Below are 22,187 nucleotides of genomic sequence, written 5' to 3'. Positions count from 1 at the left end.
TCGTCCTCACGGTTCGTTAGAGTCCTGTATGTAGGTATGCGCGTTACCGCACACCTTGTTCCATATTAGAGTGTTTTTACTCCGTTCGGGCGTATTTTCTGAAAATAGTGGCGTTTTCTTGTCCGCGGTGGGGTCAGAACGCCCAATCGTCCGGCTCGATGCCTTGCGGTCCCACGTATTCGCCGTTGGGCACGTAGCTGGGTCGTCCCGTATCCTCGAGTGTGGCGTCGGCGAACATGATGACGTTCTGTCCGAAGGTCCAGTCGCCGCGGACCGTCACCGAGTTGGCGGCGGCCAGCGACGGCACCGAGTACGGGAACCGCTCGTTGAAGTCGTTGATGTTCTTGTAGTAGCGCGGGTCAAGGTCCACGTTCGGGAAGATGTAGTTGCCGTCCTCCATCTCATAGGTGTCGGTCAGGTGGAAACGGTCCGACCGCATGATGAACAGGTCGTTGGTGGTCTTGACCGGCAGGAAGCGCATGCGGTCCACCTGCACGCAGATGGCGCCGTCGAACAGGCTGATGGCCGCGCCCATCGCCGTCTCCAGCTGCACGACCTTTTCGGTGTCGGGATCGGTGGGGTCCACGGTCTTGAAGTTGCGAATCACCGGTAGCGGCAGCACGCCGTCGTATTCGGCGAGCTTGGCCTTCAACGCGTCGATGCGCACCCAGATGCTGTTGGTGTTGAAATACGGGTGCTTCGCGATGTCCTGCGCGGCCGCCTTGTCGTCGTCGTGCACCTGGCTCATCTCACGCAGCAGCAGCCGGCCGGTCGCCTTGTCGCGCACGATGTGTCCGCCCTTGCGGTCGGCGTAGGTGCGGGTGGCCACCTCCACCATGAACGGCGCGCCCGTGTTCTCGAAATGCTGGGCGAGCGTACGCGAGGGGCGTGCGCCCAGATTGTCGGAATTGGAGATGAACAGGTACTGGAAGCCCTGCTCCTCCAGAATGTCCAGCAGACCGGACTCCCAGATCGTGGAGTACAGGTCGCCGTGGCCCGGCGGGCACCATTCGAGATCGGGATTCTCGGGGAACGATACGGGGTCGCCGGTCTCGGCCACGATCTTCGGCTCGACATGCTGGATGATCTCCATCGGCACATCGTTCTGCACGAAGCGACGGTTGGCCTTGAGCACCTTCATCGTGTCCTCTGAGGTGCGGAACGAGTTCATCAACGTCAGCGGCAGCTTGACGTCTAACCGGGTGCGGGCCGTGACCACCTGGCCGATGATGATGTCGATGAAGCGCATCTGCTTGGCCTTGTGGCGGCGCACCGGCAGCAGCGACTTGGCGCATTCCAGGCCCATCGAGGTGCCCAGACCGCCGTTGAGCTTGAGGAACGCCGTCTTGGCAAAGGCGTCGACCGCCTTGTCGTGGTCGATGGTCTTGTAGACATCGTGGAAGCTGGGCACGCCGGTCAGCGGCTCCACGTCATCCTCGCGAATCCAGCTGCTGGCCTCCTCATGGCGCCAGACGTCGTACAGCCGCTTGAACTGGGCGACCGCCGTGTCGCTCATGCCGTTGGCCTTCATCTTCTCGGCCGAATGCTCGAATACGTCGCTCACGTCCCCTACCCTTTCCTCGGAGCTGTTGTGCGTAACCAATATCTCAACAGTCTAGCCGCACGACGTGGGCATGGCGGCGTTCTCGCCCCCGTGCCGGGTGAACAATAGGTGAAGAGCCTGCGGATGTGTTGCGATGGCGGGGCGGACGGAACGTGTTTCGCGGTACGGCCGTGTTCGAAGTCACGTGTTGTTTCGTCACCAAATACTTGCCCATCGGCAAGTGGACAGCGCCAACGCATATTGTGTCGGCCCGAAAACCCGCCGTATTGGTGATGCCTTTGTCCTGTGTTCGGGTCCTATCGTCGTTGACCTTTATGTGGATGGGTTCTGCATGTCGACGTGCAATGGGGATACGAAACCGGAATCTACCGCCAGTGGACTATCGCTACCGCCAGTGGACAATCTCTACCGTCAGTGGACAAGTTGTCTGAAACTGATGCCGCAGAGCGGTGTCCATGGGCGCGACATGCGCGGATTCTCTGGACTCTGACACTTTTGTGACCGTGACACTTTTCAGGATCGGCGGAATAACGCCGTTTTGATGATTAGATCACGGTCACGATGTGTCAGAGTCCGCAGAGGTCGGGCGTGTTGAAGTTTAAGTGGTGGTGGGCTTTGCGCGTAGCGCAACGGTTTGGTTCCTGTAGGCCATGTGGCCGGGGTTCCTGTAGAGGCCGTGTAGCTGGAACGCATCCGACCACGCGTCCGAAAAGCAAAAGGGTGGAAACCTGATGGTTTCCACCCTAATTGTCGGGCCGGCGGGACTTGAACCCGCGACCCCTTGACCCCCAGTCAAGTGCGCTACCAAGCTGCGCTACGGCCCGAACTGTGCTTTCGCACAAGAGGACAGCTTACCACGAAACCCGTATAAGCCAAATCGTGGCGCGTCGCGCAGCTCCTGAGCCTACTTGCGGCGCTTCTTCTCTCGGATGTTCACCGAGATCTGGATCGGGGTGCCCTCGAAGCCGAACTCCTCACGCAGCGAGCGTTCCAGATAGCGGCGGTAGCCGTGCTCCAGGAACCCGGTGGCGAAGATCACGAAGCGCGGCGGGCGGTTCGAGGCCTGCGTGGCGAACAGGATGCGCGGCTGCTTGCCGCCACGCAGCGGATGCGGATGCGCGGCTTGCACGCGGCCCAGGAACGCGTTGAGCTTGCCGGTGGGCACACGCTGGTCCCAGGACTCCAACGCCTTGCGCATGGCCGAGGCCAGACGGTTCGTATGCCAGCCAGTCTTGGCCGACAGGTTCACGCGCTGCGCCCAGGTCACGCGGTCGAATTCGGTGATCCACAGGCGTTCCAGACGCTGCTTGTCGAACTCGTCCATCGCGTCCCACTTGTTGAACACCAGCACGATCGCGCGGCCGGCGTCCACGGCCTGGCTCATCACCTTCAGATCCTGGTCGGAGATCGGCTGCGAGGCATCGAACAGGACCAGCGCCAGCTCGGCGCGTTCGATGGCGGCCTGCGTGCGCAGCGACGAATAGTAGTCGGCGCCCGACACCTTGTGCAGACGGCGCTTGATGCCGGCCGTATCGATGAACAGCCAGTCCTCGCCGTCCACGTTCACCACTTCGTCGACCGGATCACGCGTGGTGCCCGCCAGATCGTTGACCACCGCGCGCTGCTCGTGCGCCAGCTGGTTGAGCAGCGACGACTTGCCGACGTTCGGTCGGCCGACCAGCGCCACGCGGCGCAGATGCGATGGCGTCAGGAACCCGGAGGTCTTCTCCGCCTTCTTCAGATTGTCGAGTGCGGCGTCGAGCAGATCGCCCACTCCCCTGCCGTGCATGGCCGAGACCGGATACGGCTCGCCCAGGCCGAGCTTCCAGAATTCGGCTGCCATGTATTCGCTTTCGCGGTCGTCGACCTTGTTCACGGCCAGCGTCACCGGCTTGCCGGAGGCGCGCAGCATCTTCACGATGCGCTCGTCGGTGGCCGTCAGCCCCACCTGTCCGTCGACCACGAGCACCACGGCGTCGGACAGCTGCACGGCGATCTGCGCCTGCGAGGCGATGGCGGAGTCGATGCCCTCGACGTCGGCCTCCCAACCGCCGGTGTCGACGAGTTTGAAGTCGGTGCCCGCCCATTCGGCGTCATAGCTGACGCGGTCGCGCGTCACGCCCGGCGTATCCTCCACCACGGCGGCGCGGCGGCCCAGCACACGGTTGACCAGCGTGGACTTGCCCACGTTCGGCCGGCCCACAATCGCCAGCACGCCCACGGCCTTCGGCGTGTACGCCACGGACCGGTCGTCGAACGCGGAGCCGTCGATCAGCGCCTCGTCGCCCTCGTCGAGCTCGTAGCCGCTCAGGTTCGCGGCATACCGTTCGTACTCCTGTTCCTCGATCGCGTCCTCGACGATATGCACGAGCACGGCCAGGGTCTCGTCGAAGTCCATATCGGAGTTGTCGACGGTCATCACGCCGTCGGCGGCCTCCAGGAAGCTCGTGACCTTCGAATCGGCGCGGTCGCGCGCGGCCACGTCCTCGCCGCCGACGCCCTTGGCGGCCTGCCCGGTACGGCGGGCCTGCCGCACCTCCTCGCGGGCGGTCAGCAGCACGCGCACCTCAGCGTCCGGGGCCACCACCGTGGTGATGTCGCGGCCCTCGGCCACGATGCCCGCGCCGCCGGAGAACGAATCCTCGGCGTTCTCACGCGCGATGTAGGCGCGCTGCGCGGCGATCAGCACGTGACGGACCGGGATGATGTTCGAGACCTTCGACACATGCGAGGAGACTTCGGAGGCGCGGATGGCGGCGCTGATGTCCTCGCCGTCGGCCAACACCTTGGGATCGGACGGGTCGACGCCGATATCGAAATGGCCTTCGGTGAAGAACTCAGCCACCGTTTCGGTGACCAGCTGCTCGTCCACCTGCTCGGCATCCAGATCGATGCCCCGCTGCATGCACCACCAGGCGCAGGCGCGGTACATCGCGCCGGTATCCAGATAGGCGAACCCGAAATGGCGGGCCAGCGCCTTGGACGTGGACGACTTGCCGACGCCTGCGGGACCGTCGATGGCTACACGGATCACAGTCCGACCTCCTTCGAGAGCGAGCGCACCTCGGTCTGCGAGAGCACGCGGTAGGATCCGGGTTTCAGATCGCCCAGCTTGATCGGGCCGATCTGCGTGCGCACCAGACGCTTGACGGGGAACCCGACGGCGCCGAAGATGCGGCGGACCACACGGTTCTTGCCCGAGTGCAGCACCACCTTGACCAGCGTGGTGTCGCGGTTGGAATCCAGGATGGCGCAGTGGTCGAGCTTGATCCAACCGTCGTCGAGCTGCACGCCCTGGGAGACCAGACGGCGGCACACGTTGCCGCCGATCTTGCCTTCGAGCGTGGCGATGTAGGTCTTGGCGACCTCGTACTTGGGGTGCATGACGTGCTGGCTGAGTTCGCCGTCGTTCGTCATGAGGATCAGGCCCTCGGAATCATAGTCGAGACGGCCCATGTGGAAGATGCGCTCGTACTTGTCCCCGACGATGTCGCGCAACGTGTAGCGGCCCTTTGGGTCGTCCATGGTGCTGAGCACCTTGCGGGGCTTGTTCAGGGCGAGCGTGACGTGGTTCGGATTGATCCTGACGCGCGATCCATCGACGCGGACCTGCTGCTTCTTGGGATCGACGCGGGTGCCCAGCTCGGTCACCAGTTCGCCGTCGACCTCCACACGACCGTCGAGGATGATCTCCTCGCATTTGCGTCGTGAACCGAATCCAGCCTGGGCCAGCAGCTTCTGCAGACGGATTCCATCGGTGTTGTCATGCGCCTTGGCGGCGCGGGAATATGCGTTTGGCATCGTTCTCCCAACGTGGCCGGAATAAATGGACGGCAATATCATAGCCGCGGGTATCGACCGCCTCGATGCCGGAACGTTTCCCGGCATTCCATGGTGGGGCTGGTACTATGACACTCGTTCGGCGGGCCCGGTGCCCGCACCGACGACAACATCACACAACATAAAAGGAACTCTGATTGTTATGACTGCTGTGGAATCGACACGGCCCGAACCGGCGTCCACCGCTACGGCGTCGCTCCTCCTGCGTGTGGGCGGCGAACTGGTGGGCAGCTTCCTGATCTGCCTGGGCATCTATCTGTTCAGCACCATCGGCCTGACGCTGTATGGCCCGTACCTGTCCTTCGTGGCGATCGCCACCGGCCTGATCTACGGCGCGGTGACCTTCATGCTCGGACGTGTGTGCTGCTGCCAGTTCAACCCCGCCGTCACCGTGGCCGCGATGCTGGTTTCCAAGACCCGTCTGCTGGATGGCGTGCTGGCCATCGTGGCCCAGGTGCTGGGTGCGCTCGCCGCCGGCGCGTTGACCGTCAAGGCCCTGCTGCCGACCTCCGACGCCGTGACCGCCTCGCAGTGGATGTCGTACGCGAACAACGGCTTCGACAACGGCTCGTTCTCGTACGGGCAGTTGAATCAGGTCGGGGTCTCGTTCGGCATCACCGCGGCGATCGTCGTGGAGGTGATGGCCGGGCTGGTCATAGTGGGTACCGCGATGCGTCTGACCGACGAGCGTGGTCAGGCCCGACCGGGCTATGCGCTGGGTATGGGCGTGGCCTACGGTGCCGCGGCCGCCGTGGCCGCCCCGGTGACCGGCGCCGCCCTGAACCCGGTCCGCGCCACCGGTCTCGCCGTGTTCTCCGCGGGCGAGGGGCTGACGCAGAATCCGCTCGATCAGCTGTGGGTGTTCTGGATCTGCCCGATTCTGGCGGCCGCGCTGGTGGCCCTGCCGATGATCGTGGCGCAGATGATGGTCAGCGCCCGCGCCGAACGTGCCGCGGTCGTTGCGGATGACGATGAGGATGACGCTTCGTTCGAGTCCGAGTTGTCCGACGTGTCGGATGACGAGACTGCGGGCAACGGCGACGTGCCGGAATCCGATGCGGATACATCAGTGGATGAGCAGGCCGATGCTGAAGTAGGTGAGCAGCAGGCCGACGCCCAGACCGATGCCAATGACGGCGTCGAACGCGACTGACCGCACTTTCCAGGGGCTGCGCTCCCGTAGCACCAGCCGGAGGATTCCGGTTGCGATGGCCGCCACGGCGATGATCACCGTGGCGGCCATCGTGTATCCGATCACCGCCACGATGGCGGAGACGACCACTACAAGCGCCACGGCCCATTCGAAGACGGGCTTGCCCTCATGCTCCTCGGACACCCAGGGATGCTCGGCCATCTCAACCTCCCGCTGCATGGCGTGAATCGTGCTGAACTCCAATATACACGGATGAATCCAGCCCGGACGTCACAGGGCCGGCCGTGCGGAAGCCCGCACGACCGGCCCTGTCGTATGCGTGGAACGCGAGGATCAGTGGAAGAAGTGGCGGGTGCCGGTGACATACATCGTCACACCGGCCTTGCGCGCCGCTTCGAACACCTCCTCGTCGCGGATCGAACCGCCGGGCTGCACGATGGCCTTCACGCCGGCCTTGATGAGGATCTCGGCGCCGTCGGCGAACGGGAAGAACGCGTCGGAGGCCGCCACGGAACCGGTGGCGCGGTCGGCGCCGTCCGCCAGCGTGTTGGCGCGTTCGACGGCCAGGTTGCACGAATCGACGCGGTTGACCTGTCCCATGCCGATGCCGACCGTGGCATGGTCGTGAGCCAGCAGGATGGCGTTGGACTTCACGCAGCGCACGGCGCGCCACGCGAATTCGAGATCCTTCAGCGTGGCTTCGTCGGCCGGCTCTCCAGACACCAGCTTCCACGCATTCGGATCATCGCCGGTCGCGTCGATCAGATCGGTCGACTGCACGAGCAGGCCGCCGTCGATGGCGCGGAACTGTGTCTTGGCCTTCGGCGGCTCCGTCACCTTCAGGATGCGCAGGTTCTTCTTCTTGGTCTGCAGCAGTTCCAGCGCGGCCGGCTCGTAATCCGGGGCCACGATGACCTCGGTGAAGATCGGGCGGACTCCCTCGGCCATCTCCAGGGTCACGGTGGAGTTCGCCGCGATGACGCCGCCGTAGGCGCTCATCGGATCGCAGGCGTGGGCCTTGCGGTGGGCCTCGGCCACGGTCTCACCGACGGCCAGGCCGCATGGATTGTTGTGCTTGACCACGGCGACGGCGATCTGCGGGGCGAAATCCCAGACGGCACGCCAGGCGGCGTCGGCGTCCACATAGTTGTTGTAGCTCATCGGCTTGCCGCCGAGCTGCTCGGCGTGGGCGAAACCGTTCCGGTTCAGCGGGTCGAGATACAGGGCGGCCTGCTGATGCGGGTTCTCGCCGTACCGCAGCGTGTGGGAACGGTCCCAGGTGCGGGTGAAGGCGGCGGGGAACTTCGCCTCGTCGACCGGGGTCTCATCGGTATCCCCGGAGGACTCCACGGTGGAGGGCTTGGGCCAATGCTTGGCGGTCCACTCGCTGATCGTGGCGTCATAGGCGGCGGTGTGCGCGAAGGCCTTGGCGGCCAGCCAACGGCGCTCCTCCAGCGTGAAACCGGTGCCATCGGCCACGCGCTGGGCGACCAGCGCATAATCGGCCGGGTCGGTCACGATGGCCACGGTCGCGTTGTTCTTGGCGGCGCCACGCACCATGGACGGGCCGCCGATGTCGATCTTCTCGATGGTGGCGGCCTCGTCGGCGCCGGAACGCACCGTGTCGGCGAACGGGTAGAGGTTGACGACGACCAGATCGAAGGGCTTGATGCCGAGCTGCTCCAGCTGCGCCACATGATCCGGGTTGGTCATGTCGGCCAGAATGCCCGCGTGGATGTGCGGATCGAGGGTCTTGACACGGCCGTCAAGGCTTTCGGGGAAGCCGGTGACGGTGGACACCTCCGTGACGGACACGCCAAGTTCGGCCAGACGCTTGGCGGTCGAACCGGTGGAGACCACCTCGGTGCCGGCGGCGATGAACGCCTGTGCCAGCACTTCGATGCCTTCCTTATGGAACACCGAAACCAAGGCTCGGCGGATCGGTCGAGTTGTTGTTGCCACCCTTATTCCTCCTTTGTTGTGGGCATGGAAAACACCGTGCGGGAATCCGCGGTCGGTTGGACTTCCGAGACTGCATCGCCGGCGTCAACGGCCGTTCCCGAAGACCGGCGCAGCGCCCGACGAGCCCAGCGTATCCCGAAAATCGCATAGACGCCAATCAGCACCAGCAGCCAGGCCACCAGAAGCCCCAACGCCGTGCCCTGACCGATGGTCCGCGTGGACTGCATGACGTCCACGCCGACGTGCGATAGCCGGGCATGGCCCAATGCGCCGTTCGAGCAGACGAACAGCAGCGCGAATATCGTCGAGACCAGCGCGATTGTGGCCAGCGAGATGATCACCGGCTTGGCGAACAGGCGCACCATGCGCACCGGATCGTGACGGTCGCCGGTCTTCGGCGCACGGATATGGAGCCCCTGGGGCAGGATCATAATCAGCATCCCGGCGACGCATCCGGTGACGACGGGAATCATCATGAGCGCGATGCGTACCGGATCGCTGTCGACGGCGTCCGGGAACGCGCCGAAGATCGGGACCGCCGGCAGGCCGTCCGACTGTCCGAGCCACAGGGAGAACGAGGCGATGTCGCCGATGGAGAATCCGGGGCCGAACAGCCATGAGACGGCCCACAGGCACAGGTTGGGCAACCAGACGACGCAGGCCGCCGTGGTGAGGATCCGTGAGCCGATCTGCATGTCGGACAACGCGAACAGCTCCCCTATCGTGCTGTGGTTGAGCGAGATCCACACGATGGCGCAGACCAGGCCGAGGACCAGATACCAGGCCGTGATGCACAGCGTCATCGCCAGAGCGCAGAACACGGCGTTGCGTATCGAAGCGCCCAGCGTTCCGCGTATCCAGGTGCGTACGCGGTTCATGACGTCGGACAGGCCGATGTAGGCCGTGAACCAGCCCAGGGAGAACACCAGGGCGCTTTTGATCGCGATCAGCCAGGCGGGGTCGAAAATCGTCACGTTCACGCCGCCGGCCATGGTCAGCGCCACCGCGACCCAGCACACCAGACCTCCGGCGTAGCCTGGCAGCCGGACCTTCCATCGCAGGCAGAACGCCCGGATCATGCCGATCAGCAGCAGTGTCAGCAGCAACGGCGTGATGGTGAGCCGGAACGAACCCAGGTCGAATCCGACGCCCTGCGCCAGCAGGAGCGCGGTCTCGGTGCAGGGCATGGCGTAGACGGACAGGTTCTCGCCGCCTTCCTCCATGGCGATCACCAGCAGCGTCAGCACCAGATACAGGCCGATGCCCGCCGTGGCGATCACCACCGAGATCGCGGCCGCGCCCACTCCCTTGCCGGCATCCTTGAGCGCTGCGTTCATGCGATGTTGCGTTCCGCCAGGACCGCGCGCATGATTTCGGCCGTCTGACCGGGGGTGCGACCCACGCGGATACCCACGGCCTCAAGGGCGTCCTTCTTGTCCTGCGCGGTGCCCTTGCCGCCGGAAACGATGGCGCCGGCGTGACCCATCTGCTTGCCTTCGGGGGCGGTGAAGCCCGCGATGTAGGCGACGATCGGCTTGGTCATGTGCTCGGAGGCCCACTGCGCGGCCTCCTGTTCGGCGGTGCCGCCGATCTCGCCGATCATGACGACGGCCTTGGTGGCGTCATCGTTCTCGAAGACCTCCAATGCCTCCTGCAGCGTGGTGCCGACGATCGGGTCGCCGCCGGCGCCCAGACACGCGGTGAAACCGATGTCGGACAGCTCCCCCATCAGCTGATAGGTCAGCGTGCCGGACTTGGACACCAGGCCCAGGGGACCGTGGGAGACGATGCCGTCGGGGATGATGCCGAGATTGACCCCGTGTCCCCCGGCGGTGGCGGACAGGGTGATCAGGCCGGGGCAGTTCGGGCCGACGATGCGGATGCCGCGCTGCTGCGCCAGTTCGACGCAGTAGGCGGAATCGGCGACCGGGATGCCTTCGGTGATGACGACGATCAGCCCGATGCCCGCCTCGATGGCCTCGACGATGGCGTCCTTGGCGAAACGGGGCGGCACGAACACCACGCTGGCCTGGGCGCCGGTGGCCTCGCGGGCCTCGGCGCAGGTGGCATACACGGGAACCTGCGCGTCGGCACCGTCGCGGGCGCCGGGGAACGTGACCGTGGTGCCCGCCTTGCGCGGATTGACCCCGCCTACGATGTTGGTGCCGGCCTTGAGCATGCGGGCGGTATGCGTCATACCCTGGTGCCCGGTCATGCCCTGGACGATGACCGGGGCGTTGTCCTCGATGAACGTACTCATGCCTGTGCCTCCTTGACATCAGCGGCGATCCGGGCGGCGAGCTGGGCCGCCTCCTCCATGGTGGTGCATACGTGGATGCTGGCGTTACGGGCATCCTTCAGGATGCGCAGACCCTCGGCCGCGGCGTTGCCGTCGAACCGCACCACCAGGGGCTTGGTGCCCTCCAGGGCCTCGACCGCCTCGAGGATGCCCTCGGCCACCTGCTCGCAGGAGGTGATGCCGCCGTAGACGTTGATGAACACCGACTCCACCTGGGGGTCGGACAGCACGATCTGCAGGCTTTCCTTCATGACCTCGGCCGAGGCGCCGCCTCCGATGTCGAGGAAGTTGGCGGGTTTGATGCCGGTGCCCTGATCCTCGCCCGCGCCGGATACGGCGTCGAGCGAGCTCATGACCAGACCGGCGCCGTTGCCGATCACACCGACCTCACCGTCAAGATGCACGTAATGCAGGCCGTGTTCGTTGGCGCGGCGTTCGAACGGATCCTCATGGACCGGGTCCTCGAATCGGTGCCAGCCGTCATGCCGGAACGAGGCATTGCCATCCAGGGAGATCTTGGCGTCCAGTGCGCACAGTGACTTGGAGGACTCGTCCTCGGGGTCGCCGATCTTGGCCAGCGGATTGATCTCCACCAAGGTGGCGTCGTTGTCCTTGAAGCACTTCCACATCTTGAGCAGGATCTGCGCGGCCTGTTCCTCGTCGGCATGGTAGAAGCCGATGTCGTTGGCCATGCGGCGGGCGGCCTCGATGTCGAAATCCTCCAGGGAGGTGATGTGCAGGCGCTTGACCGCTTCGGGATGCTCCTTGGCGATCTCCTCCACCTCGGTGCCGCCGTTGGCGGTGGCCAGCACGTCGAAGTCGCGCGAGGAACGGTCCACGGAGATCGACACGTAGTATTCGTGCAGGATGTTCTTGGCTTCCGCCACCAGCACGCCGTGGACCTTATGGCCGTGGATCGTCATCGGCAGGATCTGCTCCGCGGCCAGCACGGCCTCATCGCGGGTGCGGGCGAGCTTGACGCCGCCGGCCTGCCCGCGGTGACCGATCTTGACCTGGGCCTTGATCACACAGGGGTACCCCAGTGCGTCGGCCGCTTCGGCGACCTCATGCGAGTTCTGCGCGAAGATGGCGCGCGGCGTCGGGATGTCCTGCTCGTCGAGCAGCTCCTTGGCCTGATATTCATAGAGATCCATCAATCACTCCCCTCTGCAATGGTATGCAATGCCGCCGGCGGTCAGGCCGGCATGGTGACCAACGTGCTCAGCGGATAGTCGGACAGCACGTCGGTACCGGAAAGTCCCTCGAGTTCCATGACGAAGCTGAATCCCGCCACGGTGCCGCCGCACTTCTCGACGAGATCGGCGGCGGCCTTGGCCGTGCCGCCGGTGGCGATCAGATCGTCGACCACCAGCACGCGCAGGCCCGGCGTGATGGCATCGGTTTCGATCTCGATGCTGGCCGTGCCGTATTCGAGCGCGTAATCCTCGCGTACGGTCTGCGGCGGCAGCTTGCCGGCCTTGCGGACGGCGATGAACCCCTTGCCCAGACGCGCGGCCAGCGCCGGGCCGAACAGGAAGCCACGCGCCTCCAGGCCGGCGACGGCATCGAACTGGTCGGCGGGCACGGGCAGTGCCGCCTCCAGGGCGTCCATCAGGATGCCCAACCCCCGGGCATCGGCAAGGATGGGCATGAAGTCGCGGAAGATGATGCCTTCCTTGGGGAACCCGGGGATGGAACGAATCAGGGACATCACATGTCCCGCGTTCTCCTCCCCCACCAGCTCGAGGCGGTTGATGCGAATATCCGATTGCGCGGTCATGCGATGTCCCTGCCCTTCTTGATTTGTATGCGTTTGCGTTCAGATGCCTAATGCCGAATCACTTGGCCTGATCGTCCTCGGCCACGGCTTCGGCCGCATCCTCGGCCACGGTGTCCATATTCTGATCGGCGGATTCAATGGCGTCATCCACCGGCACCTGGGCCTCGTCGTCGGAGTCCTGCGGCAGCGGGTTGCCGTTCTCGTCCACCTCGTCGTCATGGATGAAGGCCGGACGCGTGTACTCGCGGCTGATCGCGTTGAAGCCGAAGCGCAGCAGCGAACCCTCGGAATCGATGACGATCTCCTCGTATTCGGCATCCACCGAGACGACCTTGCCGATGATGCCGCCGATGGTGATGATCTCGGTGCCCGGCTGCAGGTTCTCGCGGAAATCCTTGCGCTCCTGCTGCTGCTGCTTGGCCTTGCGGGACTGCCACCACATCATGGCGATCAGGGCGACGAGAATGACGATCATAAACACGATATCCACGAATATCTCCTTACGAGTGCCGGCGCGAGCGCCGTTACAATGTCCAAAACTCAGATTTTAGAATAGCTTGCTGACATCATCCTGGGGTTTGAGGCCGAGATGCTCCCACGCCTTGGCAGTGGCGACACGCCCCTTCGGGGTGCGGATCAGGAAGCCCTCGCGCACCAGATACGGTTCGCATACCGTCTCCACGGTCTCCGATTCCTCGCCCACCATGGCCGACAGGTTGTTCAATCCCACCGGGCCGCCGTTGAAGTGCCGGACGATGGCGTTGAGCACGGCGATATCGAGCCGGTCCAGTCCCTCGATGTCGATCTGGTACAGCGCCAACGCTTCGCAGACGTCATCCGGCGAGACGGTGTCCAGATCGTGGACCACCGCCCAGTCGCGCACACGGCGCAGCAGACGGTTGGCGATGCGCGGCGTGCCACGCGAACGCATGGCCAGCTGGGCGGCGGCCCCTGCGGACAGGTTGACACCCAGCACCGAGGCGGAACGTTCGATGAGCTTCTCCAGCTCCTCTTTCGGATAGAAATCGAGATGCGCGGTGAATCCGAATCGGGCGCGCAGCGGCGAGGGTAGCATGCCCTCGCGCGTGGTGGCTCCGATGACCGTGAACCGCGGCAGCGTCAGCGGGATCGACGTGGCGCCAGGCCCCTTGCCGACCATGACATCGACGCGGAAATCCTCCATCGCGATGTACAGCAGTTCCTCGGCGGCACGCGGCAGACGGTGGATCTCGTCGATGAACAGCACCTCGCCGGCGTCCAACGAGCTCAGGATCGAGGCCAGATCGCCCGCATGCTGAATGGCGGGGCCGGAGGTGACCCTGATCGGCACGCCCAGCTCGTTGGCCACGATCATGGCCAACGTGGTCTTGCCCAGACCGGGAGGACCGGCCAGCAGGATATGGTCCGGCGGCACCTCGCGTTTGCGGGCCGCATCCAGGAACAACTGCAGCTGCGCCTTCAGCGTCGGCTGGCCGATGAAGCCGTCGAGCACATGGGGGCGCAGCTCCTCGTCGCTGACGGGCTCGTTGCCTATCGGCGTGGCCGAGACCATGCGCAGGGATTCCTCGTTCGCGCCGCTGTTGTCGGTCTGCGCGAATGCGTGTTCCGCCATGGGAATGCGTCACCTCACCTTCCACGGTCCAAGGCGCTCAGCGCCAACTTGAGCACACGGGGTATGTCCCGATCCGACAGAGGCGTCTCGATATGCTCCTGCACACAGACCTCATGCACGGCATGCTCGGCGTCCTGCTGCCTCCAGCCCAGCGACATGAGGCCCTCGATCACCTGCATCGAACCGGTGTCGACCTGCGCCTTGGCAGGTGCCGACGCGCCCTCGATCTGACTGAGATCAATCGATCCCTTGAGCTCCAGGATGATCTTCTGCGCGCCCTTCTTACCCAGTCCGGGAGCCTTGGCCAACGCCGTGGCGTCCCCGTCGGCCACCGCCCTGGCCAGGCGGTCCGGCGGCAGCGTCGACAGCAATGACAGCGCCACCTTCGGGCCGATGCCGCTGACCTTCTGCAGCTGCAGGAACATGCGTTTGGACGCCTGGGTCAGGAAGCCGTACAACGTGACGGCATCCTGGGATACGTTCAGGGACGTGAACACGCGGGTCTCCTGCCCCGCGTGCAACGCCGACAGCTCGGCCGCGGGCATGCGGACCTCGTAGCCCACTCCCCCCACGTCAATCAGCGCGGCATCGGCATCCACCGATTCCACGCGGCCGTTGAGCAAACCGATCATCGTTCACCTCCGGTCAACAAGCGGTCGAACATCTGTTCGACAGTCTACATGTCATGTCGGACGCCGTGGACACCGGCGGACTCTGACACATCGTGACGCTGGCACATCACTTACATGTCGCGTCGGACGCCGTGGCGCCGGGCGGCCTTCTGATTGGCTTCGGCCCAACGGCGCTGCGCCGGCGTCAGATGCTGCTCGCGCTCGCCGCCCTGTAGCGCGCCCTGCGGTCGCAGTGCATGGCAGATGGCCACGCTGAGCGCGTCGGCGGCGTCGGCGGGTTGCGGCAACGTATTGAGCCCCAACACGCGCGCCACCATGCGTTCGACCTGGATTTTCTCGGCCTTGCCGTTGCCGGTGATCGCCATCTTCGCCTCGGTGGGCGTGTGCAGGGCTACTGGGATGCCCCGCTGCGCCGCCGCCAGCATCGCCAGTCCGGCCGCCTGCGCGGTGCCGAGCACCGTGTTGCGGTTCTCCTGCGCGAACACGCGTTCGATCGAGACCATATCCGGCGCGAAGCGCTCGATCTTCTCCACCAGGCCGTTGTAGATGGCGAGCAGCCGCAGATCCTGCGAAAGCTTCGGATCGGAACGGACCACATCCACGTGGATAAAGGAAAGCCGGCGGGTCACGCCGGCTTCGATCACGCCGACCCCGCAGCGGGTGAGCCCGGGGTCGACGCCCATGATGATCACGTGCGGATCACTCCTCGTCGAGCTGGGCCATGACCTCGTCGGAGGCGGTCCAGTTGCTGTAGATGTTCTGCACGTCGTCCAGATCGTCCAGGTTGTCGATGAGCTTGGAGACCTTGCGCGCATCCTCGAGGCTCAGTTCGACCTCGTTCTTCGGCATCTGCACGATATCGGCGGAATCATAGTCGATGCCGGCCTCCTGCAGGGCCTTGCGGACCGGAACCAGATCGCTCGGCTCGGTGGTGATGGTGTAGACCTCATCCTCGTCCGCCACGTCATCGGCACCCGCCTCGGCGGCGATCTCGAACAGGTTGTCGTAGTCCACGCCTTCGGCCGGTACCACGATCTGGCCCTTGCGCTCGAAGTTGAAGCTCACGGAGCCGGTGGTGGCCAGCGAGCCGCCGCCCTTGGACAGGGTGGAGCGCACGTCGGCGGCCGCACGGTTGCGGTTGTCGGTCAGGCACTCGATGATCAGGCCCACGCCGGCAGGCGCGTAGCCCTCGTACACGATCTCCTCGTAGTTGGCGCCGCCGGCTTCCTCACCGGAGCCGCGCTTGACGGCGCGCTTGATGTTGTCGGCCGGCATCGAGGCCTTCTTGGCCTTGACGATCGCATCGTACAGGGTCGGGTTGCCATCCGGATCGCCGCCGCCCAGACGAGCCGCGATCTCGATGTTCTTGATGAGCTTGGCGAACAGCTTGCCGCGCTTGGCGTCGATGGCGGCCTTCTTGTGCTTGGTGGTCGCCCACTTGGAATGACCTGACATGAATGCTCCTCATGATGGACGGATAGTATGCAAACGAAACGATTGTAAGGCGATTCGCTGACAAAGCCCGGATTTCGCTCACCGACGCACACGCGGTGTGATGATGGATCACGGTCACGATGTGTCGGAAGTCCAATGTATTCCGGTGCGTGACGATGGATAGGTCACGATGTGTCACAGTCCGGTGGATTCCATCTGCCGGCGCACCTCCAGGATGCGCTGGACGACGGTGATGGTGCCGAGCACGGCCAGCAGTGTCATCGCCACGGCGAGGATGACGATCTGGCCGGTCAGTCCGGTTAGCGCCATGCCGATCAGGATGATCGTCAGACGGTCGGCACGCGTGGCCACGCCGTTCTTGGCCTCGCAACCCACGGATTCGGCGCGGGCGCGGGCGTAGGAGGTCACGAACGAGGTCATGATGGCGTACAGCGTGACGCCGGTGATGTACGGGGTCATGTAGTCCGGGAACGACGTCTCCGTCGGGTCGTACCACAGGTCGCTGTGCAGGTTGACGTACAGGATGATTCCCGCCAACGTGGCCCAGTCGGCGATGCGGTCGAGTGTGGAGTCCAGGAACGCGCCGAACCGTGTACCGCCGCCCGACAACGCGGCCACCGACCCGTCGAGCGAGTCGAACAGCACCAGCAGCGTCAGCACGAATGCGCCCCAGAACAGCCATCCGGTCACACCGGTCAGCAGCGCCACCAGAATCGAAAGCACCGAACCGATGACGGTCACGGCGTTCGCGCTGACGCCCAGGCGCACGCACAGGCGTGCGATCGGCTCGATGATGCGTTTCCAACCGCTGCGAAACCGTTCCACTGTATACCTTTCTCATTCCTTGCGAGCCGCCTGCCGCCGTCGTCCTGCACGGCACCCCGGCCTAGGCGATCATGCGATGCAGAGAGCATGCGCGGCGCGGATCGTCGCCCGTCGCCGAGCCTCAGCCGTGATACGGCAGGTCGAACTGCGGCGCAAGCCGCTCGAACGCCTCGGCGTAGGCGGCGCGCTGGTCGGACAGCAGAATCGGCATCGTGCGGGTCTGCGCCACGATCGGCATGAAATTCGCGTCGCCGTTCCAGCGTGGCACCACATGCTGATGCAGGTGCGCGGCGATGCCGGCGCCGGCCACCTCGCCCTGGTTGATGCCGATGTTCCAGCCGTCCGGGTGCGAGACCTCCTTCATCACCGTCATCGCCAGCGTGGTGGCCTTCTCGAATTCGAACAGCTCGGCGTCGTCCAGATCGGTGATGAAGCTGACGTGGCGGTACGGGCAGATCATCAGATGCCCCACGTTGTACGGATACAGGTTCATGATGGCGAACACATGCGTGCCACGCCAGGCGATCAGACCGTCCTCGTCGGACTTCTTCGGTCCCGCGCAGAACGGGCATTCCTTGGATTTCGGCTTGGTGACCTTGCCCTCGTCGTTGCGCAGTACGTAGGTCATGCGCTGCGGTGTCCACAGGCGTTCGACCGTATCCTCCTGCGGCGGGAACTGTGCGGGATCGTCCACGCGCGTCGTCTCATCAACCATGATTGCCTCCTTCGTTGACCGCCATCACATATTGTAGGCGACGTCTAACGGAACGGGGATGGAGCAGCCCGCTCCATCCCCGTTGTCATCGAGTCGTCGGTGCTATGCCGTCACTCGGCGTCGGCGGCCTCGACCGGCTCGCCGACCGCGGCCTTGAAATCGTCCGCGGTGTTGATCTGCACGCGCTTGGCGATGGCCTCCAGGATCCAGGCCCTGGCCTGATCCACCGGCACGCCGTTGAGCTGGCTGCCGTCGCGGAAACGGAAGCTCACCGCGTTCTTGGACATGTCCTCCTCGCCGACGATGAGGATGAACGGCACCTTGGACTTCGAGGCGTTGCGGATCTTCTTGCCGAAACGGTCGTCCGAATAATCGATCTCACAACGGACCATCTCGTCCTCCAGGGACTTGACGAACCCGGCCAGATGCGGCGCGAACTCGTCGGCCACCGGAATGCCGAGCACCTGCACCGGGGCCAGCCACGCCGGGAACGCGCCCGCGTAGTGCTCCAGCAGGATGGCGAAGAACCGCTCGATCGAACCGAACAGCGCACGGTGGATCATCACCGGACGCTGATGCGTGCCATCGGCGGCGATGTACTCCAGACCGAAGCGCTCCGGCAGGTTGAAGTCGAGCTGGATCGTGGAGACCTGCCAGGTGCGGCCGATCGCGTCGCGGGCCTGCACGGAGATCTTCGGGCCGTAGAACGCGGCGCCGCCCGGATCGGCCACGAGTTCGAGCCCGGACTCCTTGGCCACCTCGGCCAGCGTGTTGGTGGCCTCCTCCCAGATCTCGTCGGAACCGACGAACTTGTGCTCGTCCTTGGTGGACAGCTCCAGGTAGAAGTCGTTCAGGCCGAAGTCCTTGAGCAGGTTCAGCACGAAGGTCAGCAGGTTCTTCAGCTCGTCGCGCATCTGCTCGCGGGTGCAGTAGATATGCGAATCGTCCTGCGTCAGACCGCGCACGCGGGTCAGGCCGTGCACCACGCCGGACTTCTCATAACGGTAGACCGTGCCGAACTCGAACAGGCGCAGCGGCAGCTCGCGGTAGGAGCGCTGGCGGGAACGGAAGATCAGGTTGTGCATCGGGCAGTTCATCGGCTTCAGGTAGTAGTCGAAGCCCTGCTTGATGACGTTGCCGTCCTCGTCCTTCTCCTCGTCGATGCGCATCGGCGGGTACATGCCGTCCTTGTACCACTGCAGATGGCCGGAGATCTCATACAGATGGCCCTTGGTGATGTGCGGGGTCTGCACGAAGCTGTAGTGGTGCTTGCGGTGCATCTCACGCGAGTAGTCCTGCATGGCGTTGATGATCGCGGCGCCCTTCGGATGGAACACGGCCAGACCCGGGCCCAGCTCCTCCGGGAAGGAGAACAGGTCCATCTCCTGGCCCAGCTTGCGGTGGTCGCGCTTGGCGGCCTCCTCCATGCGCTGCATGTAGGCCTTCAGGTCGTCCTTGCTGGCCCAAGCGGTGCCGTAGATGCGCTGCAGCATCGGGTTCTTCTCGGAGCCACGCCAGTAGGCGGCGGCCACGCGCTCAAGCTTGAACGCCTTGATGAAACGGGTGTTCGGCAGGTGCGGGCCGCGGCACAGATCCTTCCAGACGGTGTTGCCCTCGCGGTCCACGTTGTCGTACATGCTCAGCTCGGCCTGGCTGACCTCGGTGGCGGCCTCCGGATCGAGCGCGGCCTCCTTGTCGCCGATCAGCTCGAGCTTATACGGCTGGTCGGCCTCCTCGGCGCGGGCCTCCTCCTCGGTGACCGGACGGCGCCGGAACGACTGCGCGGACTTGATGATCCGCTGCATGCGCTTCTCGATCTCCTTGAGATCCTCCGGGGTGAACGGGTCCTTGACATCGAAGTCGTAGTAGAAGCCGTTCTTGATGACCGGGCCGATGCCGAGCTTGGCATCCGGGCGGATCTCCTGCACGGCCTGCGCCATGACATGGGTGGCCGAATGGCGCATGATGGCCAGGCCATCCTCGCTGTCGATGGTGATCGGTTCGACCACGTCGCCGTCATGCAGCGGCGTGTACAGGTCGCGCGGTTCGCCGTTCAGACGCACGGCGATGATGTCCTTGTTCTCCGCGAACAGCTCGGTTCCGGTGAGGCTTGCTTCCACCTCCTTCCGTTCGTCGTTGATCGTGATGGAGATGGTCTGTTCAGCCATGGGATGTCCTTTGCTATCGGGGTCCGCGGTACCAATGTGCAGACCTGGACTGTGGTGTTGACAGCACACACGATAGGGGGCGCGCACGACAAGTGGCCATGAGCATGAAACTCACTCGTGTTCCTGGAATGAGAACAGTTCGGCGAATCGTGTGCCCTCGTGGCTGAGCTGCTCGTAGGTGCCTGTTTCGACGATTCGTCCGTGGTCGAACACGTAGATCCGGTCCATGTCCCGCAGAGTCCATACGCGGTGGGAGACGACGATGGTGATGTAATCCTTCGCGCTGTCGCGCAGGTCCTTGAAGAGGGATTCCTCCGTTTCGGCGTCGACGTTGCTGGTGGCCTCGTCCAGGATCCGTATCGGCGCGTTCCGCAGTCCCATCCGTGCCAGCGCCAGGCGCTGCCATTCGCCCCCGGACAGTCCGGCCCCGCCCCACTGGTTGCCCAGCTGCGAGTCCAGTCCGTCGGGCAGTCCGGCCACGACCCCGTTCGCCCTGGCCCCCTCGAGGGCCCGCCATAGCCGCTGGTCGTCGTCCCGGGCCTGCCGGTCGCCCAGGGACAGGTTGTCGCGCACCGTCAGCTCGTACCGGCCGTACTCCTGAGGCACGACCCCGAAGTACCGGTGCCGTTGGCTGTAGCCCGAACCGGTCATGTCGACGCCGTCGATCTCCAGTGCGTCGCACCTGACATCGAGCATGCCCAGCAGCCCCTTGACCGTGGTCGTCTTTCCCGCGCCGTTGGCTCCCACGAAAGCGACCATCTCGCCCTTGCGCAGGTTGAGGCTGACACCGGTGACCGTGGCAGTGGCGCTGTTCGGGTAGAACACGTCCATGTTGCGCACGGCGATCGAGTCGGCGTGCGGCGCCGCGGGCTTCATGCGGGCGTGCGGGGCGTGCACGTCCAGACCGATGAAGCGACGGAAGGCCGCGACCGCCGTGGACGAGGTCAGCAGCTCCCCTATCGAGTATCCGACGTTGCTGGTGGCGATGATGCCCGACAGGATGCCGGTCGTGCCGCCCGCGATCATGGACGCGGACGCCCCGGACGCGATCATCGAGGCGAGGGCGCCGGTGAGCAGCACCACGGAGACGATGCCGGCGGCACCGTCGCTGGCGATCGACAACGATTCCAACCCGAGCCTGAGGTCCCGATATCCTCTCCGGTGCCGCGACGCCCAGTCGGCGACGGTGTCCGACGCGTCATAGAGCGACAGCTCCTGGGCCGTGCTCTGGTAGGTCAGCATGGACTCCCGGTATTCCGCGGCGCGCTGCTCCGTGGTGATTCCGGGCCAGCGTTTCGCGTCCTCCTTCGAATAGAACATCATGGAAACGGTCAACGGCAACAAGGTCGCCAAAACCAGCAGCGCCGCGATCCAACTGGTCCGCCAGAGCGTCACGGTCAGCGAGCCGCACACGAGCAGGGAGAACAGCGTCGACAGCAGCGACACGGGCTGCATCGGCAGCTTCCCGGAATCGATCGATTCACGCGCCTGCCTGCCCAGCTCGATCACGTCGGGATTCGCGATCTCGCGTGGATCCAACGCGGCGTAGACGTGGTCGATCCGTTCGTGGCAGCGTGCCCCGACCGATATCTGCACCATCCGCTGGACCGTATACATGATCTGCTGCGCGGCAAGGTAGCCCGCCACGACCAAACCCGTCGCGCAGGCCCAGAACATCGCCCGGCCCGGGTCCGCGATATGCGAGACCATCCGGGAGACGAACACGGTCTGCGCGCTCGGCACCAGCGATATCAGCACCGTGACCACCGTGGCGATCAAGGACAGCGCCGGACACGTCGAAAACGCGTTGCGCACGCTCCAACAACACGAATCAATCAGATTCGCCAGACCAGGCGAAACGGAATCATTTCCAGCATTTCTGGACTTGACCATTCTTACCCCCGACAATGGTATCGAAAGCAGATTGATTGCCTGTCAAATTGCCGAAGTCATGTTCTCTTCGTTTGACTGGCTCTGCATATCCAACCGTTATTATTACCACGCAAGCCGGAAGAGCCTGTTCAGTCGCGGAACAGCAGTTCACCGCATACCGCGACGCACATGGTGCCGGACTCCGGTTCCGGCGCCATCGGGAGAGTATGGGTGGGCGATACAAGATTCGAACTTGTGACCCCTTCCGTGTCAGGGAAGTGCGCTACCACTGCGCCAACCGCCCGGGGCA

General features: G+C 64.6%; 19 protein-coding genes and 2 tRNA genes. 1 reads left to right on the top strand and 20 read right to left on the bottom strand.

Going from position 1 to position 22,187, the window contains the following annotated elements; all coding sequences use genetic code 11:
• Positions 1 to 133: 133 nt before the first annotated feature.
• The 4 genes from OU11_RS04330 to OU11_RS04315 all read right to left on the bottom strand — a co-directional run bounded on the left by OU11_RS04330 (position 134) and on the right by OU11_RS04315 (position 5,365).
• A complete protein-coding gene (locus OU11_RS04330) occupies positions 134 to 1,531 on the bottom strand; it encodes a UTP--glucose-1-phosphate uridylyltransferase (protein ID WP_081963442.1) in 1,398 nt (465 codons plus the stop codon).
• A gap of 783 nt (positions 1,532 to 2,314) precedes the next feature.
• Positions 2,315 to 2,388 (bottom strand) — tRNA-Pro (locus tag OU11_RS04325).
• A gap of 80 nt (positions 2,389 to 2,468) precedes the next feature.
• Positions 2,469 to 4,598 (bottom strand): bifunctional cytidylate kinase/GTPase Der, encoded by a 2,130-nt coding sequence (der, locus tag OU11_RS04320; RefSeq protein WP_033514664.1) that lies wholly within the window; start codon positions 4,596 to 4,598, stop codon positions 2,469 to 2,471.
• Complete coding sequence (locus tag OU11_RS04315) at positions 4,595 to 5,365, bottom strand: pseudouridine synthase (protein ID WP_033514663.1); 771 nt, start codon at positions 5,363 to 5,365, stop codon at positions 4,595 to 4,597. Before OU11_RS04315 ends, der begins: the two co-directional genes overlap by 4 nt.
• Positions 5,366 to 5,555: 190 nt before the next feature.
• Here OU11_RS04315 and OU11_RS04310 point away from each other — a divergent pair, with 190 nt between their 5' ends.
• Positions 5,556 to 6,557, top strand: coding sequence for an aquaporin (locus tag OU11_RS04310; RefSeq protein ID WP_052122627.1), 1,002 nt, complete (start codon positions 5,556 to 5,558; stop codon positions 6,555 to 6,557).
• Here OU11_RS04310 and OU11_RS04305 read toward each other — a convergent pair.
• The 16 genes from OU11_RS04305 to OU11_RS04230 all read right to left on the bottom strand — a co-directional run bounded on the left by OU11_RS04305 (position 6,471) and on the right by OU11_RS04230 (position 22,181).
• Positions 6,471 to 6,758, bottom strand: coding sequence for a DUF3017 domain-containing protein (locus OU11_RS04305; RefSeq protein WP_081963441.1), 288 nt, complete (start codon positions 6,756 to 6,758; stop codon positions 6,471 to 6,473). The genes OU11_RS04310 and OU11_RS04305 overlap by 87 nt on opposite strands.
• Before the next feature lie 132 nt (positions 6,759 to 6,890).
• Positions 6,891 to 8,519, bottom strand: coding sequence for a bifunctional phosphoribosylaminoimidazolecarboxamide formyltransferase/IMP cyclohydrolase (purH, locus tag OU11_RS04300; RefSeq protein ID WP_033514660.1), 1,629 nt, complete (start codon positions 8,517 to 8,519; stop codon positions 6,891 to 6,893).
• 2 nt (positions 8,520 to 8,521) lie between these two features.
• Positions 8,522 to 9,856: a cell division protein PerM gene (locus OU11_RS08635; protein ID WP_052122619.1), complete on the bottom strand. Its 1,335-nt coding sequence runs from the start codon at positions 9,854 to 9,856 to the stop codon at positions 8,522 to 8,524.
• On the bottom strand, positions 9,853 to 10,779 hold the full coding sequence (gene sucD, locus OU11_RS04290) for a succinate--CoA ligase subunit alpha (RefSeq protein ID WP_033514659.1): 927 nt from the start codon (positions 10,777 to 10,779) through the stop codon (positions 9,853 to 9,855). Before sucD ends, OU11_RS08635 begins: the two co-directional genes overlap by 4 nt.
• Positions 10,776 to 11,972 (bottom strand): ADP-forming succinate--CoA ligase subunit beta, encoded by a 1,197-nt coding sequence (gene sucC / locus OU11_RS04285; RefSeq protein ID WP_033514658.1) that lies wholly within the window; start codon positions 11,970 to 11,972, stop codon positions 10,776 to 10,778. The genes sucD and sucC overlap by 4 nt, the downstream gene beginning before the upstream one ends.
• Before the next feature lie 41 nt (positions 11,973 to 12,013).
• Complete coding sequence (locus OU11_RS04280) at positions 12,014 to 12,598, bottom strand: adenine phosphoribosyltransferase (protein ID WP_033514657.1); 585 nt, start codon at positions 12,596 to 12,598, stop codon at positions 12,014 to 12,016.
• Positions 12,599 to 12,656: 58 nt separating this feature from the next.
• Positions 12,657 to 13,073: a preprotein translocase subunit YajC gene (yajC, locus tag OU11_RS04275; RefSeq protein WP_188599652.1), complete on the bottom strand. Its 417-nt coding sequence runs from the start codon at positions 13,071 to 13,073 to the stop codon at positions 12,657 to 12,659.
• Between the two features lie 72 nt (positions 13,074 to 13,145).
• Positions 13,146 to 14,210 (bottom strand): Holliday junction branch migration DNA helicase RuvB, encoded by a 1,065-nt coding sequence (ruvB, locus tag OU11_RS04270; RefSeq protein WP_033514656.1) that lies wholly within the window; start codon positions 14,208 to 14,210, stop codon positions 13,146 to 13,148.
• Between the two features lie 14 nt (positions 14,211 to 14,224).
• Positions 14,225 to 14,842, bottom strand: a complete 618-nt coding sequence (gene ruvA / locus OU11_RS04265) for a Holliday junction branch migration protein RuvA (RefSeq protein WP_033514655.1) — start codon at positions 14,840 to 14,842, stop codon at positions 14,225 to 14,227.
• Positions 14,843 to 14,952: 110 nt separating this feature from the next.
• Positions 14,953 to 15,534, bottom strand: coding sequence for a crossover junction endodeoxyribonuclease RuvC (gene ruvC, locus OU11_RS04260; RefSeq protein WP_033514654.1), 582 nt, complete (start codon positions 15,532 to 15,534; stop codon positions 14,953 to 14,955).
• Between the two features lie 7 nt (positions 15,535 to 15,541).
• Positions 15,542 to 16,297 (bottom strand): YebC/PmpR family DNA-binding transcriptional regulator, encoded by a 756-nt coding sequence (locus OU11_RS04255; RefSeq protein WP_033514653.1) that lies wholly within the window; start codon positions 16,295 to 16,297, stop codon positions 15,542 to 15,544.
• 174 nt (positions 16,298 to 16,471) lie between these two features.
• Positions 16,472 to 17,122, bottom strand: coding sequence for a phosphatidylinositol phosphate synthase (gene pgsA, locus OU11_RS04250; RefSeq protein WP_033514652.1), 651 nt, complete (start codon positions 17,120 to 17,122; stop codon positions 16,472 to 16,474).
• Between the two features lie 121 nt (positions 17,123 to 17,243).
• The gene (locus tag OU11_RS04245; protein WP_033514651.1) at positions 17,244 to 17,837 is read right to left on the bottom strand and encodes an HIT family protein; all 594 of its coding nucleotides are present in this window, start codon (positions 17,835 to 17,837) and stop codon (positions 17,244 to 17,246) included.
• Positions 17,838 to 17,947: 110 nt separating this feature from the next.
• Entirely contained in the window at positions 17,948 to 20,005 is a 2,058-nt protein-coding gene (thrS, locus tag OU11_RS04240) for a threonine--tRNA ligase (protein ID WP_033514650.1), read from the bottom strand.
• Between the two features lie 111 nt (positions 20,006 to 20,116).
• Entirely contained in the window at positions 20,117 to 21,820 is a 1,704-nt protein-coding gene (locus OU11_RS08795; protein WP_052122616.1) for an ATP-binding cassette domain-containing protein, read from the bottom strand.
• 289 nt (positions 21,821 to 22,109) lie between these two features.
• A tRNA-Val gene (locus OU11_RS04230) sits at positions 22,110 to 22,181 on the bottom strand.
• Positions 22,182 to 22,187: the final 6 nt, after the last annotated feature.

Source organism: Bifidobacterium pullorum DSM 20433 (assembly GCF_000771405.1).
Lineage (GTDB): Bacteria > Actinomycetota > Actinomycetes > Actinomycetales > Bifidobacteriaceae > Bifidobacterium > Bifidobacterium pullorum.
The sequence above is the reverse complement of the archived record's forward strand: the minus strand, read 5'-3'. Positions and strand labels throughout refer to the sequence as shown.